The sequence below is a fragment of the Paraburkholderia sp. BL23I1N1 genome (assembly GCF_003610295.1).
Taxonomy (GTDB): domain Bacteria; phylum Pseudomonadota; class Gammaproteobacteria; order Burkholderiales; family Burkholderiaceae; genus Paraburkholderia.
In genome coordinates this window covers 488,553-503,393 of sequence record NZ_RAPV01000002.1, presented here as the reverse complement: position 1 = coordinate 503,393, position 14,841 = coordinate 488,553, and the positions used below count along the sequence as shown (strand labels likewise).

Here is a 14,841-nt window from a genome sequence, read left to right as displayed (position 1 = left end):
GATCCTGTGTGACGCATAAAAAAACGGGCCGTCTTGTGAAAGACGGCCCGTTTTGCTTGATAGCCCGCAAGCGCAAGCAGGTCCCAGCAAGCACCTACTGCCTGACTACTGCTTAACCGGCCGCTTCGCCAACTTCCGCTGCAGCGTTCGACGATGCATGTTCAACGCACGCGCCGTGGCCGAAATATTGCCGCCATGCTCCGCGAGCACGCGTTGAATATGCTCCCACTCCAGACGCGCAACCGACAACGGCGTGGGATGCTCGATCGCCTCCTCAGCTTGCAATGCGCTCGCCTCGCTTTGCAGCGCCGACAAAATCGTCTCGACATTGGCGGGCTTCGCCAGGTAGTTGTCCGCGCCGTCTTTCACCGCCTGGACTGCCGTGGCGATGCTGGCATAGCCGGTCAACACCAGCATGCGCGCGTCAGGCTGCAAATCACGCAAGGGGGCGACGAGCGTCAGGCCGGAGTCGTTGCCGAGATGCAGGTCGACCGTGATCTGGCTGAACTTTTGCTGGTTCGCCAACTTGATCGCCTCATCCGCGTTGTGCGCTTCGGCCACCGTATAACCACGCCGCGTCAAACCGCGAGCGAGGATGCCGGAGAACACCTCATCGTCGTCGATCACCAGAAAATTCATTTCGCTCATGCCTGTTTCTCCGTGTTGGATGGCGCAGTGCCGTGACGGCCCGCACCTGATAATTTGCGCGTGGCAAGCGGCAGTCTCAACACTGCGCGCGTGCCACGCGGCTTGATCTCGCTGACGTCGCCCAGCTCGATCGATCCTTTCAGACGTGCCGCCGCTGAAAATGCCAGATACAGGCCCACGCCGTGTCCGCCTTGTGTGCTGTCGACCGGCATCGTGCCGAGCGACCCGCGCAACGCGGCAGGAATGCCTGGGCCCGAATCACATACCTCGAATACGATCTGATCGCCACGACCTGAGAGCGTGCACGACAGCGTGACGTGGTCCCGGCTCGCACGCGCGGCGTTGTCCAGCAAAATCGTCAGAATCTGGCTGACGGCGACTGTATCGTCAAGGCTGACATCCACAGGCGGTACGCCGATGCGCTCGAACTTCACATGCGGATGACGCAAGCGCCATTGCTCGGCGAACGACTCGAGCCATTCGCTGACCGTTTGCCGGTTGGTCGCGGTCGATGCGCGGCTACGCAGCCGCGCAAGCGCGGAAGTACACAACGTCATTTGCTGTTCTAGCAATTCCAGATCGGCGCTGTACGGCGCAAGCCCTTTATCGGTTCGCGCGGCGTCGCGTAATTCTTCGGACAACATTGCAATTGTAGACAACGGCGTACCGATTTCGTGCGCAACCGTGGCAGCCTGCACGCCGAGCGCAACCGCGCGTTCATCGTGAAGCAAGCGCTGCTGCGCGTCTCCGAGCGCTGCGTCACGTAGTCGCAGCGCGCGCGACATACGCGCGACGAACCACGCAATCAGGCCGACGCTGACCATGAAGTTCACCCACATGCCGGCGCGATAGTAGTCGAACAGGTTCGCCGGATTGTCGAGATTGAGCGGTACGGAATCGAAGCCGAGCACGGCGTAGCAGGCCACGGCGAACGCGGCGAGCCACGCCATCAGTTGCCATGGCAGCACGGCTGCGGCAATCGCGAGCGATGGCAGGTACAGCGACACGAAAGGGTTGGTGGTGCCACCGGAGAGGAATAGCAGCGCCGACAACGCGCCGAGATCGACCCAGATCTGGCCGAACAGTTCGAGATTGGACTCGGGCCGCTGCTGCGAGACACGCCACCACGTGAGTCCGTTGAAGATCACCTCGAGGGCGATTACGAGCAGCATGGCCGGCAACGGCAAATGCACACCGAAGAAGTGCTGCACGACCGCAATCGTCGCCAGCTGGCCGATGATCGCGAGGCTGCGTAGCCAGAACAGATGACCGAGGTTGACCCGGCCGGTGTTGGTTATACGATGCATGACTTTAGTTTAACGGTTCGGACTAGTCTGACTTACGTCGCGGTCCCGTGTCGTTAACATGAGGTTTTTGCGATAGCGTTGCCTGTGCCGATCGCTCATCATCGGTTCTTGCGCCACCCCAACCCGTCCATGCTACCTGTCTCCGATCGCGAGACGCCCACCTCGTCAGCTTTCCTGACTTTCCTGCGACAGGCCGCCGCAGCCCGACAAAACGGCGCAACGGAAGCAGAAACCCGGTGGCTCGATACGGCCGCACAACTTCATCCACTCGACGATGAGTCGATCGAATCGTTGATTGCTACGTTGCTCGGGCAACATCGTCACGATGACGCGATCGAACTCGCCGCCATTATTGCCCAACTCGATTCCCATCGCGCGCTTGCCCACTTCCGTTTCGGCTACGCGCTGCAAATGGCAAACCGGCATGGCGAGGCAATCGCACCCTATCGTCGCGCGCTCGCCATCGATCCGGCATTGCCGCGGTTGCGCAACAATCTCGCCGGCGCCCTCGCACTCATTGGCTGCGACCTCAACGAGCAACTCGCCCTGCTGGAAAGTGCGGTTCATGACGATCCCGGTCACGGCGATGCATGGACCAATCTCACTCAGGCAAGCCGCGTCAATTTGAATCTGCCGCGCGCGCTCGAAGCCGGCGCAAGAGCCGTGCAATGCGCGCCGCATGGCCCGCTGGCGCGTAACAACTATGCGCTGGCACTGCGTGAAGCGCAACGCTGGGACGAAGCGGAGCACGCCGAAAAAACGGCCTGTGCATTAGCGCCCCACGACGCGGCCATGCGCTCCAATCTCGGCATGCTGCAACTCATGCGCGGCGATTACGCGCCCGGCTGGCAAAACCACGAAGCGCGCTGGGACGGCTCGTTGGAATTGGGCGGCAACCGCCCCGCCATGCCCGCGCCGACCTGGCAAGGCGAATCGCTCGCCGGTAAAACGCTGCTGGTATGGGGCGAACAGGGCATGGGCGATGTCTTGCAGTTCAGCCGCTACATCGCTCCGCTCGCCGAGCGTGTTCGTCAGGAGCGCGGCCGTCTCATCTGGAATTCATTTCCGCAAATGGGCGCGCTGCCCGCTCGCAGCCTCGGTGATCACGTGGACGACTATTCGGCAGGCGGCGGCGTCGACTCTTTGGCGCCGTTTGACTATGAAATTCCGTTGCTCAGCCTGCCGTTGATTTTCGACACGCGCGGGGGGACCATCCCCGCCAAGATTCCGTATTTGCACGCGGACGCCGTAGCCAGCCAATCGTGGCGAACGAAGCTTAGCGGGGAGGCGAGGCTCAAAGTCGGACTGGCATGGACCGGCAGCCTGGGCCATCAGCGCAATCCATTCCGGCGGGTGGGTTGGGAGCGCTACGCGGAACATTTCCACGGCATGCAGAACGTGGCGTTCTACTCGCTGCAACCGGGCGCCGAGGCGGACGTCGCGGCCGCCCAGGCGGCGGGTCTGCCGATGTCGGACTACACCGCCGAATTCGCCAACTTCGACGACACGGCGGCGTTTGTCAGCGCGCTCGATCTCGTCATCACGGTTTGCACTTCCGTGGCGCATCTGAGCGGCGCGCTCGGCCAGCGCACCTGGGTGCTCCTAGACGTCAATCCGCATTGGGTCTGGTTGCTCGACCGGCTCGACAGCCCATGGTATCCGAGCGCCGCGCTCTACCGGCAGCCACAGTTCGGTCAATGGGATCCGGCACTAAAGGCTGTTGCACATGATCTGAGTGTGCTTGCGGCCCGGCACCACGCGGAATAGGTCGGCAACGCGGCCACCCGCGCAGCGTCACATTCAAGGTGAACCGGCTCCCGGCGCCGGCTGTACGGCTTGCGCGATCTCCGCCGCGAGACATTCAGGACACAGGCAACGGCCGGACGGACCGAGCCGATCTACCGGCAGGGCTGGCATCTCACGGCACCAGCAGTCGAACGGCACGCCATGCATGGCGCAATCGAACGCCTGACCACAGTGCGGACAAAGCGCGCTGCTTGTGGAGCGGGAAGCTGACGATTTCATGACGGACTGGCGATCTCGCTTCAGCCTGGATCAGGAAATGATGCCACGACTGGCATGGCGCCGTCAGTCGGCCATCGCCCGTTCGGCCAATTCACCGGCAGTTCTGAACGGCGGTAGGCTTGACGGCCGTCCACCGCCCTGGGTCCCCATTGCGCAGTGCGCAAAGCCCACGCCGCCCGTCACCGGCAGCGCTGTCGAAAACCCTGTTGCAGCGCGCCAGTCCTGTACAATTCGCCGTGTTTCAACTGTCCTGTGCCTGAGCCTGCCGCCATGTCCGAGATTCCCGACCTTTCGCAGATCGCGCCCACCCTGAAGGCTGAAATTCTGGCCGAGGCGCTGCCCTACATTCGCCAGTATCACGGTAAGACCGTGGTCATCAAATACGGCGGCAACGCCATGACCGAAGAGCGGCTGAAGCAAGGCTTCGCGCGCGACGTCATTCTGCTGAAGCTGGTCGGTATCAATCCGGTCATCGTGCACGGCGGCGGTCCGCAAATCGACCAGGCGCTGAAGAAGATCGGCAAGCAGGGCACGTTCATTCAAGGCATGCGCGTCACCGACGAAGAGACGATGGAAGTCGTCGAATGGGTGCTCGGCGGCGAAGTGCAGCAGGACATCGTCACGCTGATCAACCATTTCGGCGGCCACGCGGTCGGTCTGACCGGCAAGGACGGCGGCCTGATCCACGCGCGCAAGATGCAGATGCCGGATCGCGACAATCCGGGTCAGTACGTCGACATCGGTCAGGTGGGCGAAGTCGAGGCGATCAATCCGGCGGTCGTGAAAGCGCTGCAAGACGACGCGTTCATTCCGGTGATCTCGCCGATCGGCTTCGGCGAAGACGGCCTGTCGTACAACATCAATGCGGATCTGGTCGCGGGCAAACTGGCGGTCGTGCTGAACGCCGAAAAGCTCGTGATCATGACCAACATCCCCGGCGTGATGGATAAGGAAGGCAATCTGCTGACCGATCTGTCGGCGCGTGAAATCGACGGCCTGTTCGCAGACGGCACGATCTCCGGCGGCATGCTGCCGAAAATCTCGTCGGCGCTGGATGCGGCAAAGAGCGGCGTGCGTTCGGTACACATCATCGACGGGCGCATCGAGCACTCGGTGCTGCTGGAAATTCTCACCGAACAGCCGTTCGGCACGATGATCCGCTCGCATTGATTCCTGCCTCACACCCGGCCCACACGGTACGCCAGTCAGGCGTGTCACGTGGGCCGTGCAGTTGCGCTGCCGCCGCGTCCGGTGGTGCACAGCGCGCCGCCCTCCGGCGCAAAAACACGCTATCCTCTTCTATCGTTTTCCGCATCGCGAACCGTCGTCGGCGTTCGCTGCGCGAAGCGACTGCCTGCGTCTGAACGGCGCCTCCATCATGCGCACTCCCACTTTCCGACGCCGTCGTCCGCACATCGCAGGCGGCAGTCCGGTCTGGCTGTTCGATCTCGACAACACGCTGCATCACGCCTCGCACGCGATTTTTCCGGCGATCAATCAGGGCATGACGCAGTACATCATCGACACGTTGCAAGTCGATATCGACGAAGCCAACCGGCTGCGCGCCGGCTACACGCAACGCTACGGCGCGGCGCTGCTTGGTCTGGCGCGGCATCATCCGCTCGACCCGAACGATTTTCTGAAAGTCGTCCACACGTTCCCCGATCTCGGTTCGATGATCCGTCACGAACGCGGCGTCGCGCGGCTCGTCGCGTCGCTGCCCGGCCGCAAGATCGTGCTGACCAATGCGCCCGAGACCTATGCGCGCGCGGTGCTCGGAGAGCTGCGTATCGAGCGTCTGTTCGAACAGGTGATTGCGATCGAACATATGCGCGATCGCCGCCACTGGCGCGCCAAACCCGACCATTCGATGCTGCGCAAGACGATGCGCGACGCGCACGTCTCGCTCAAAGACGTGATCCTCGTGGAAGACACGCGCTCGCATCTCAAGAACTACCGGCGTCTCGGCATCCGCACCGTGTGGATCACCGGCCATCTGCCGCGCAAACCGCACGCGGACGGCGTGCCCACGCGTTTGCCCGGCACCGGCAGGCCGCACTATGTCGATCGATGCATTCGTTCGTTAAAATCGCTACGACTGGGCACCCGCTCGGTTCGATTGAAGGGACAGCAGACGGGACGCAGCCATGCAGCCGATCGACAAGCCTGACGAAGCCGTAACCGAAGACGAACCCACCTCACCGGCCACCCCGCGCGCAGCGCGCCTGAAGCCGGGCGAGCGCCGCGTGCATATCCTGCAGACGCTTGCCGCGATGCTGGAGGCGCCGAAGAGCGAAAAAATCACCACGGCGGCACTCGCCGCCCGGCTCGGCGTCTCGGAAGCCGCGTTGTACCGCCATTTCGCCAGCAAGGCGCAAATGTTCGAAGGGCTCATCGAGTTCATCGAGCAGACCATCTTCGGCCTGATCAACCAGATCGCCGACAAGGAAAGCAACGGCGTGCTGCAAGCCCGTGCGATCGCGCTGATGCTGCTCAACTTCCCCGCGAAGAATCCCGGCATGACGCGCGTGCTGACCTGCGAGGCGCTGGTCGGCGAGCATGAGCGGCTGACCGAGCGCGTCAATCAGATGCTGGAACGGATCGAGGCGTCGTTGAAGCAATGTTTGCGCGTGGCTCAGATGGAGGCAAATGCAAGCGCGAACGCAGGTGAAAACGCAAGCCCGAGCGCCAATACACAGGCTGTCCCGCTGCCCGCCGGCTACGATCCCGCGATCCGCGCGAGCTTGCTGCTGAGCTACATCATCGGGCGCTGGCATCGATATGTGCGCAGTGGCTTTGCGCGGCCGCCCGCCGAACACGCCGATGCACAACTGCTCCTGATTCTTCAGTAGTCCGCGCGGCACGCGAGCTGGCAGCGGCGCCCACGACGCTGCCGCATGAAATTTTCCGCTATACTTTGCGCCTGACTGCGGCTCGCCGAATCATCTGAGACCGCCGTCGTGAGCACCCTGAACACCTTGACACGTACTACCACGCGCCGATTTGCTGACTCGATTGCGGGCGCGCGAACTGCCGGGAACGTTTCCCGCGGTTCACTATAAATGCGGCTAAAGAGGTCGTCAGCCGCGCACACCGTTTCTCCTCCGTGCCTCGCCGACGCCAATCTAGCCGCCCTGTATTTGTTAAATGGCGGAATGAATGGAATCGATCGGTATCGTCGCTCCCCAAAAGATGCATTTCACCGAGCCGCTGCTCATGCAGAACGGCAGCTCGCTGGCCGGTTACGACCTGATGGTCGAGACCTACGGCACGCTCAACGCCGCGCGCAGCAATGCCGTGCTGGTGTGCCACGCGCTCAACGCCTCGCACCACGTGGCGGGCGTGTACGCGGACAATCCGAAAGACGTCGGCTGGTGGGACAACATGGTCGGCCCGGGCAAGCCGCTCGACACCAACAAGTTCTTCGTGATCGGCGTGAACAACCTGGGCTCGTGCTTCGGCTCGACCGGGCCGATGAGCATCGATCCGGCGACGGGCAATCCATACGGCGCAACCTTTCCTGTCGTGACGGTTGAAGACTGGGTGAACGCCCAAGTGCGCGTCGCCGACGCGTTCGGCATCGCGCGCTTCGCGGCAGTGATGGGCGGCAGCCTCGGCGGCATGCAGGCGCTCGCGTGGAGCATGATGTATCCGGAGCGCGTGGGCCATTGCATTGTTGTGGCGTCCACACCGAAACTCTCCGCGCAGAACATCGCGTTCAACGAAGTAGCACGCTCGGCGATCCTGTCGGACCCCGACTTCCACGGCGGCAACTTCTACGCGCACAACGTGAAGCCGAAGCGCGGCTTGCGCGTCGCGCGCATGATCGGCCACATCACGTACCTATCGGATGACGACATGGCCGAGAAATTCGGTCGTTCGTTGCGCCGCGCGGAAGGCGCGGTGGACGCGTACAACTTCAACTTCGACGTGGAATTCGAAGTGGAGTCGTATCTGCGCTACCAGGGCGACAAATTCGCCGACTACTTCGACGCGAACACGTACCTGCTGATCACCCGCGCGCTCGACTATTTCGATCCGGCCAAGGCCTTCGACGGCGATCTGACCGCCGCCGTCGCGCACACCACCGCGAAGTACCTGATCGCCAGCTTCTCGACCGACTGGCGCTTCGCGCCGGCCCGCTCACGCGAACTGGTGAAGGCGCTGCTCGATCACAAGCGCACGGTAACCTACGCGGAAATCGACGCGCCGCACGGCCACGACGCCTTCCTGCTCGACGACGCGCGCTATCACAACCTGATGCGCGCCTATTACGAACGTATTGCGAACGAGGTGACCGCATGAACCAGCGAGCACTCGATTATCTGGCGCTGCGCCCGGACTTCCGCGCGATCGCCCGCTGGGTCGAACCGCGCGCCACCGTACTCGATCTGGGTTGCGGCGACGGCTCGTTGCTGTCGCTTTTGACCGAAGAACTGGACGTGCAGGGCTACGGCATCGAAATCAACGACGCCGGGGTATTGGCGTCGACGCAGAACGGCGTCAACGTGATCCAGCAGAATCTGGAAGACGGCCTGCGTCTGTTCGAAGACAGCAGCTTCGATTTCGCGGTTTTGTCGCAGACGCTGCAAACCATCCATCAAACGGCCGCGATCTTGCGCGAGACGGTGCGGGTGGGCAAGGAATGCATCGTCTCGTTCCCGAATTTCGGCTACTGGGCACACCGGCTTTCGGTGCTGCAAGGCCGCATGCCGGTGTCGAAGTCGCTGCCTTATCAGTGGCACAACACGCCGAACGTGCGGGTGCTGACGATCAAGGATTTCGAGGCGCTGGCGCCGGAAGTCGGCATCGAGATTCTCGACCGCGTGGTGCTTCACGATGGCCAGGTGGTGCGTTGGGGGGTGAACTGGCGTGGTAGTCTTGCGGTCTATCGCGTCAAGAAAAGCTAACGCCACTTATCCACATGTCGAACCCGCCGCACGAGGCGCCTGCACTTACCGCTCACGAAGAACATCCCGGCTGGCGCGCGTTCCTGAATACGCGCATGCTGATTTGCGTCTTTCTCGGTTTTACGTCGGGACTGCCGCTGTTCACGCTCGTCTATCTGGTGCAGGCGTGGCTACGCTCCGAAGGCGTCAATCTGAAGGAAATCGGCCTTTTTGCGCTGATCCAGTTCCCGTACACCTGGAAATTCGTCTGGGCGCCGTTGATGGACCGCTACGTGCCGCGCTTTCCGGGCTGGCGGCCGGGCAGACGGCGCGGCTGGATGCTCGTCACGCAGATTCTGGTCGCCGGGGCGATTGCCACGCTCGGTTTCGTGTCTCCACGCGATTCGATCTGGACGGTGGCGGCTTTGACAGCGCTAGTCGCCTTCTTCGGCGCGAGCCAGGACATCTCGATCGATGCGTACCGGCGCGAACTTCTAAGCGACACGCAGCAGGGTCTCGGCAATGCGGTGCACGTGAATGCGTACAAGATCGCCGCGCTGGTGCCGGGTTCGCTGGCGCTGATTCTGTCAGACCATTTGCCGTGGACCACCGTTTTCATCGTCACCGCCGCGTTCATGGTGCCCGGCATGATCATGACGCTGGTGGTGCGCGAGCCTGAAGTGCACGGCACGCCGCCGAAGAATCTGCGCGAAGCGATCGTGCAGCCGTTCAGGGAATTCATTCAACGCGACGGCTGGCGCGGCGCGCTGTTCGTGCTCGGCTTCATCTTCCTTTACAAGCTCGGCGACACGATGGCGACCACGCTGTCCACCTCGTTCTTTCTCGACATCGGCTTTTCGCGCACGCAAATCGGCGTGATCGCCAAGACCACCGCGTTCGGCGCGAGTCTGGCGGGCGGGATCGTCGGTGGGATCTGGCTAATGAAGATCGGCATCGGCCGCGGGCTGTGGATCTTCGGCGTCCTGCAGATGGTGTCGACGCTCGGCTTCGCCTGGCTTGCACATCTTGGCCCGGCGTCGCCTGGTCTCACCGCAATTTATGACATCGCCGTCGGGTTGAGCCAGGGCACATCAAAACTGCTCGCGCTGGTCGGCATCGACTGGACCGTGCAGCTCGATCCGCGCTCAGTCGCGCTGGCGCTGGTCTACGGCCTCGAAACCTTCGCGACCGGTCTGACGATGGCGGCCTTCACCGCTTATATCGCCAGCACCACCGATCCGCGCTATACCGCGACGCAGTTCGCACTCTTTACGAGCTTGGCTTCGGTGCCGCGCACGTTGGCATCGGCGGCAAGCGGCTATGTCGTCGCGAAGATCGGCTGGTTCGACTACTTCATCGTGTGTACCGCGCTGGGACTGCCCGGCATGCTGCTTCTGCTGCGCATCGCGCCCTGGAGAACCCGGCCGTGACGGTGCGTCAGTCAAAGCGCCTCGCGCGCTCCGAAGCGGATGCGCCTGGGATGCCTTCGCCCAAGGCGGGTCGCGCGATGCTGCGTACGGCATTGGCGCTCGGTTGCGCGAGCCTGGCGTCGGCGGCGCCGTTGAGCAACTACGCGGCCGCGGCGCCCGCGGTCAGCACCGGTGCGGCAGCCCCGGTCGCTGCCACGCCGGCGCCAACGGCACCAGCGGCGGCAGCGGCAAAATCGGCGCCGAACACGGCGAGTGCTGAAAACGCGACATCGGCGGTGGCTGGCGCTGCCAGCGCCACGAACGCCGGCAGCGCACCGGCCGCCGCCACGCCGCCCGCTTCGACGCAGCCGCCACCGGTGCCGGTAACGGCCAAAGCGCCGGCCGCAACCTCAACGCCCGCCGCAACCACCAACATCCCCGCGCCGCCGACTTACAGTGCGCCAAACACACAGTTGCACTACGGCGGCTACCTCGTGTTTCGCAACCTGATCCCCTCGCCCATGCTCGAGGCGCAAGCCGCCGAAGAGTTCAACCAGATCGTGTATGGCGCAGATCACGCGAACCGTCTTTATGGCGACACCGACGCCCACGTCACGCGGGTGCGCTCGATCGTCGACAAACTGATTCCCTACTCGCTGAAGTGGAACGAGCGGGCCAAAAACTGGAAGTGGGATGTGGCAGTGGTGCGCTCGCCCGATATCCGCATGTACTGCCTGCCGGGCGGCAAGATCGTCGTGTATAGCGGCCTGCTCGATCGCGCGCGTTTGAACGACAACGAACTCGGCATGCTGATCGGTCACGAGATCGCACACGCGTTGCGCGAGCATGCGCGCGAGCGGCTCGGCGAACTGCAGGCGAGCCAGCTCGACTCCTCCGGCACGATCCCGCAGCTATTCGGGCTCGCCGATCTGGGCGTGGCACCGCTCGGCATCGGTTCGCGGTTGCTGGAGATGAAGTACGAGAGCACCGACGAAACCGAGGCCGACGTGATCGGCAGCGATATCGCCTCTCGCGCCGGGTTCGATCCGCGCGCGGCAGTCACGCTATGGGACAAGCTGGCCACGGCAACGCGCAGCAATCGCGAGCAGGGCTACATCTACGTGCACCCGTACACGCCGGCGCGGCGCCAGGACATCATCAAGCGCTTGCCGGATATGCTGCCGCTCTATGCGAAAGCCATCGGCAAGAGCGTCGACGCGTTGCCGGACTATGCCGGCATCGGCCGCCCGCGCCGCAAACCGATCAGCGAGTGATCCTTACTTCTTGAGCTTGTGGTCGTAATCGACCGTCAACGGCGCATGGTCGCTGAACTTGATATCGCGGAACACGTCGGTGCGTTTCGCCTTGCCGGCGATGCCCTGCGTCGCGATCTGATAATCGATCCGCCACCCCACGTTCTTCGCATACGCCTGACCGCGATTACTCCACCACGTGTACTGTTCCGGCCGCTGATCGAGCGTGCGGAAGACGTCGACGTAACCGACCTCGTCAAACAGCTTCGTGAGCCACTCGCGCTCTTCGGGCAGGCAGCCTGAATTCTTCTGGTTGCTCTTCCAGTTCTTGATGTCGATCTCTTTGTGGACGATGTTCACGTCGCCGCACACGATCACTTCCCGCTCCTTGGCCAGTTCCGCGAGATGCGGCATGAACTCGTCCATGAAGCGGAACTTGGCCTGCTGGCGTTCGTCACCGCTCGATCCCGACGGCACGTATACCGAGACCACCGAGAGTTTGCCGAAGCACAATTCGACATAGCGCCCTTCTGGGTCGAATTCCTCGCTGCCGAATCCGATCACCACTTCATCCGGCTCATGTCGCGTGTACACGCCCGCGCCGCTATAGCCCTTCTTCACCGCATGCTGGAAATAGCCGGTGTAATCGTGCGGCGCCATGAATTCGGGCGTCATATCGTCTTGCGAGCATTTGATTTCCTGCACGCACAGCACGTCGGCTTTCTGTTCGCCGAACCAGTCGAAAAAACCCTTCTTCGCCGCTGAGCGGATGCCGTTCAGGTTGGCGGTAATCACACGCAACATGTCGTTTCCTTTATGTTCAATTCGGTTCAATTCGTTTCTGGAGCAAAGGGCCAAAGGCGCTGGGTCATTCGACCCGGACACCTTTCAGCGATTCTTTGGCGGGCGGATATTCGAGCTTTAACGCTTCGAACGTACGTAGCAGCAACTCGGCGACCATCACATTGCGATGGGTTTTCGAATCGGCCGGAATCACGTACCACGGCGCGTAATCGGTCGAAGTCGCGACCAGCGCATCGCGGTACACCGCCTGATATCTGTCCCACTGCTTGCGGGCTTCGAGATCGGCGACGTCGAATTTCCAGTGTTTGTTCGGATCGTCGATACGTGCCTGCAGACGCTCGCGCTGCTCATCTTTTGAAATGTACAGCATGCATTTGATGATGGCCGTATCGCTGTCGGCCAGCAGTTTTTCGAACTGGCGAATGTGGCAACAGCGTTGTTCGAATGCTTCGGCGTCCAGAGTGCCGAGCACGGTCGGCACCAGCACATCTTCGTAGTGACTGCGGTTGAAGATGGTCAACTCACCGGCAGCAGGGGCCTGTGCGTGCAGACGCCAGAGAAAATCGTGCGCCAGTTCGACCGGCGTCGGCGCCCTGAACGGCACGATGTGCAAACCGAGCGGATCGACTTCGTGAAACACCGCGCGGATCGTGCCGTCCTTGCCGCTCGTGTCCATGCCCTGCAGCACCAGCAAGATCCGGCGCTTCTGCTGCGCGTGCAGGCGCTCCTGCAGCGTGTCGAGCTTCGCGCCGATCTCCGACAAACGCGCCCGGTCGGACTCTTTCGAACCGGTCGAAAAAGGCTTCGCGGCCGGATCGAAAGCGTCGAGCGAGAAGGTGTTGTTCTTCTTGCCGCCGTCAAAATACGGCACGCGGAAATCGTCGAGTTCGGGTTGTTTCGCCATTCACACGCTCCGTAATCTGCGTTAAACCATCGCCCGCAAAATGAAACGGGCCGTTGCCCCACTTTCGTTTCCGGCAACAGCCCGCGACGACCGGCGCGCTCGCGCCGGCCAGATTGCTTCAACTCAGGACAGCTTCTTCTTCAGCAGTTCGTTCACCTGCGCCGGATTGGCCTTGCCCTTGGTGGCTTTCATCGCCTGGCCGATCAACGCATTGAACGCCTTTTCCTTGCCGGCGCGGAATTCCTCAACCGACTTCGGATTCGCGGCGAGCACTTCGTCGATGATCGCTTCCAGCGCGCCGGTGTCCGAAATCTGCTTCAAACCCTTCACTTCGATGATGCGATCGGCAGCGGCTTCGTCGGTGGCTTTCTCTTCCCAGATCGCGAGGAAAATTTCCTTGGCGATCTTGTTGGAGATCGTGCCGTCGGCGATACGTTGCAGCAGCAGCGCGAGTTGCGCGGACGAAACCGGGCTCTGCGCTATGTCCAGGCCTTCGCGATTCAATTGCGACGACACTTCTCCCATCAGCCAGTTAGCCGCGACCTTCGCGTTCGCCGGGCCGACCTTGAGCACAACCGCTTCGTAATATGCAGCCATGGCCTTGCTCGACGTCAGCACGTTGGCGTCGTACGGCGTGAGGCCGTATTGCGTGACGAAGCGCTGCTGAATCGCCACCGGCAGTTCCGGCAGTTCGCTCTTCACGCGCTCGACCCACGCCGCGTCGATCATGAGCGGCATCAGATCGGGGTCGGGGAAATAGCGGTAATCGTGCGCGTCTTCCTTGCTGCGCATCGAACGCGTTTCGCGCTTGTCCGGATCGTACAGACGCGTTTCCTGCACCACCGTGCCGCCGTCTTCGATCAATTCGATCTGGCGGCGCACTTCATACTGGATCGCTTCTTCGAGAAAGCGGAACGAGTTCAGGTTCTTGATCTCGGCACGCGTGCCGAATTCCGCCTGACCGACCGGGCGCACCGACACGTTCGCGTCGCAACGGAACGAGCCTTCCTGCATGTTGCCGTCGCAGATACCGAGCCACGTGACGAGCGTATGCAGCGTCTTGGCATACGCGACCGCTTCAGCCGCGCTGCGCATTTCCGGCTCGGTGACGATTTCGAGCAGCGGCGTGCCGGCGCGATTCAGGTCGATGCCGGTCATGCCCGCGAAGTCTTCGTGCAGCGACTTGCCCGCGTCTTCTTCGAGATGAGCGCGCGTCAGGTTGACGACCTTCTCGTACGCTTCCTTACCCGCCTTTTCATTAGCAGGGACCTGAATCGTCACCTGGCCGCCCTGCACGACGGGGATCTCGTACTGGCTGATCTGATAGCCCTTCGGCAGATCGGGGTAAAAGTAGTTCTTGCGCGCGAAAATGCTGCGCGGCGCAATCGTGGAACCGATCGCGAGGCCGAACTGGATCGCACGCTCCACCGCGCCGCGGTTCATCACCGGCAGCGTGCCCGGCAATGCCAGATCGACGGGAGAGGCCTGCGTGTTCGGCGCTGCGCCGAATTGCGTGGCGGTGCCCGAAAAAATCTTCGAGTGGGTGGACAGTTGCGCGTGGGTCTCCAGACCGATCACGACTTCCCATTGTTTGGTCATGGT

The 14,841-nt window shown here is 62.4% G+C and carries 14 protein-coding genes; 8 read left to right on the top strand and 6 right to left on the bottom strand.

Going from position 1 to position 14,841, the window contains the following annotated elements:
* Positions 1–105: 105 nt before the first annotated feature.
* Positions 106–648: a response regulator transcription factor gene (locus B0G76_RS34905; protein ID WP_120297330.1), complete on the bottom strand. Its 543-nt coding sequence runs from the start codon at positions 646–648 to the stop codon at positions 106–108.
* Positions 645–1,955: an ATP-binding protein gene (locus B0G76_RS34900; protein WP_120297329.1), complete on the bottom strand. Its 1,311-nt coding sequence runs from the start codon at positions 1,953–1,955 to the stop codon at positions 645–647. The genes B0G76_RS34905 and B0G76_RS34900 overlap by 4 nt, the downstream gene beginning before the upstream one ends.
* Positions 1,956–2,084: 129 nt before the next feature.
* Between B0G76_RS34900 and B0G76_RS34895 the strand changes: the two genes are divergently transcribed.
* Positions 2,085–3,722: a tetratricopeptide repeat protein gene (locus tag B0G76_RS34895; protein ID WP_120297328.1), complete on the top strand. Its 1,638-nt coding sequence runs from the start codon at positions 2,085–2,087 to the stop codon at positions 3,720–3,722.
* A gap of 33 nt (positions 3,723–3,755) precedes the next feature.
* Here B0G76_RS34895 and B0G76_RS34890 read toward each other — a convergent pair whose 3' ends face one another.
* The gene (locus tag B0G76_RS34890; protein ID WP_120297327.1) at positions 3,756–3,980 is read right to left on the bottom strand and encodes a cysteine-rich CWC family protein; all 225 of its coding nucleotides are present in this window, start codon (positions 3,978–3,980) and stop codon (positions 3,756–3,758) included.
* A 270-nt stretch (positions 3,981–4,250) separates the two neighbouring features.
* Between B0G76_RS34890 and argB the strand changes: the two genes are divergently transcribed.
* The 7 genes from argB to B0G76_RS34855 all read left to right on the top strand — a co-directional run bounded on the left by argB (position 4,251) and on the right by B0G76_RS34855 (position 11,552).
* Positions 4,251–5,150, top strand: a complete 900-nt coding sequence (argB, locus tag B0G76_RS34885; protein ID WP_063494482.1) for an acetylglutamate kinase — start codon at positions 4,251–4,253, stop codon at positions 5,148–5,150.
* A 208-nt stretch (positions 5,151–5,358) separates the two neighbouring features.
* Positions 5,359–6,150: an HAD-IA family hydrolase gene (locus tag B0G76_RS34880; protein ID WP_120298036.1), complete on the top strand. Its 792-nt coding sequence runs from the start codon at positions 5,359–5,361 to the stop codon at positions 6,148–6,150.
* On the top strand, positions 6,128–6,832 hold the full coding sequence (gene slmA / locus B0G76_RS34875) for a nucleoid occlusion factor SlmA (RefSeq protein WP_120297326.1): 705 nt from the start codon (positions 6,128–6,130) through the stop codon (positions 6,830–6,832). Before B0G76_RS34880 ends, slmA begins: the two co-directional genes overlap by 23 nt.
* Before the next feature lie 307 nt (positions 6,833–7,139).
* Positions 7,140–8,285, top strand: coding sequence for a homoserine O-acetyltransferase (locus B0G76_RS34870; protein WP_120297325.1), 1,146 nt, complete (start codon positions 7,140–7,142; stop codon positions 8,283–8,285).
* Positions 8,282–8,890, top strand: coding sequence for a methionine biosynthesis protein MetW (gene metW, locus B0G76_RS34865; RefSeq protein ID WP_120297324.1), 609 nt, complete (start codon positions 8,282–8,284; stop codon positions 8,888–8,890). Before B0G76_RS34870 ends, metW begins: the two co-directional genes overlap by 4 nt.
* A 14-nt stretch (positions 8,891–8,904) precedes the next feature.
* Positions 8,905–10,299, top strand: a complete 1,395-nt coding sequence (locus B0G76_RS34860; RefSeq protein ID WP_120297323.1) for an AmpG family muropeptide MFS transporter — start codon at positions 8,905–8,907, stop codon at positions 10,297–10,299.
* A 50-nt stretch (positions 10,300–10,349) separates the two neighbouring features.
* Complete coding sequence (locus tag B0G76_RS34855) at positions 10,350–11,552, top strand: M48 family metallopeptidase (protein ID WP_259460961.1); 1,203 nt, start codon at positions 10,350–10,352, stop codon at positions 11,550–11,552.
* 3 nt (positions 11,553–11,555) lie between these two features.
* Here the strand turns inward: B0G76_RS34855 and B0G76_RS34850 are convergent, their stop codons facing one another.
* From B0G76_RS34850 to gatB, 3 genes are all read right to left on the bottom strand, one after another.
* Positions 11,556–12,335 carry an exodeoxyribonuclease III gene (locus tag B0G76_RS34850; RefSeq protein ID WP_120297322.1) on the bottom strand — a complete coding sequence of 260 codons (780 nt, stop codon included), beginning with the start codon at positions 12,333–12,335 and terminating at the stop codon, positions 11,556–11,558.
* Between the two features lie 64 nt (positions 12,336–12,399).
* Positions 12,400–13,239 (bottom strand): PPK2 family polyphosphate kinase, encoded by an 840-nt coding sequence (locus B0G76_RS34845; RefSeq protein ID WP_120297321.1) that lies wholly within the window; start codon positions 13,237–13,239, stop codon positions 12,400–12,402.
* A 123-nt stretch (positions 13,240–13,362) separates the two neighbouring features.
* Positions 13,363–14,838 carry an Asp-tRNA(Asn)/Glu-tRNA(Gln) amidotransferase subunit GatB gene (gene gatB / locus B0G76_RS34840; protein ID WP_120297320.1) on the bottom strand — a complete coding sequence of 492 codons (1,476 nt, stop codon included), beginning with the start codon at positions 14,836–14,838 and terminating at the stop codon, positions 13,363–13,365.
* Positions 14,839–14,841 lie beyond the last annotated feature (3 nt).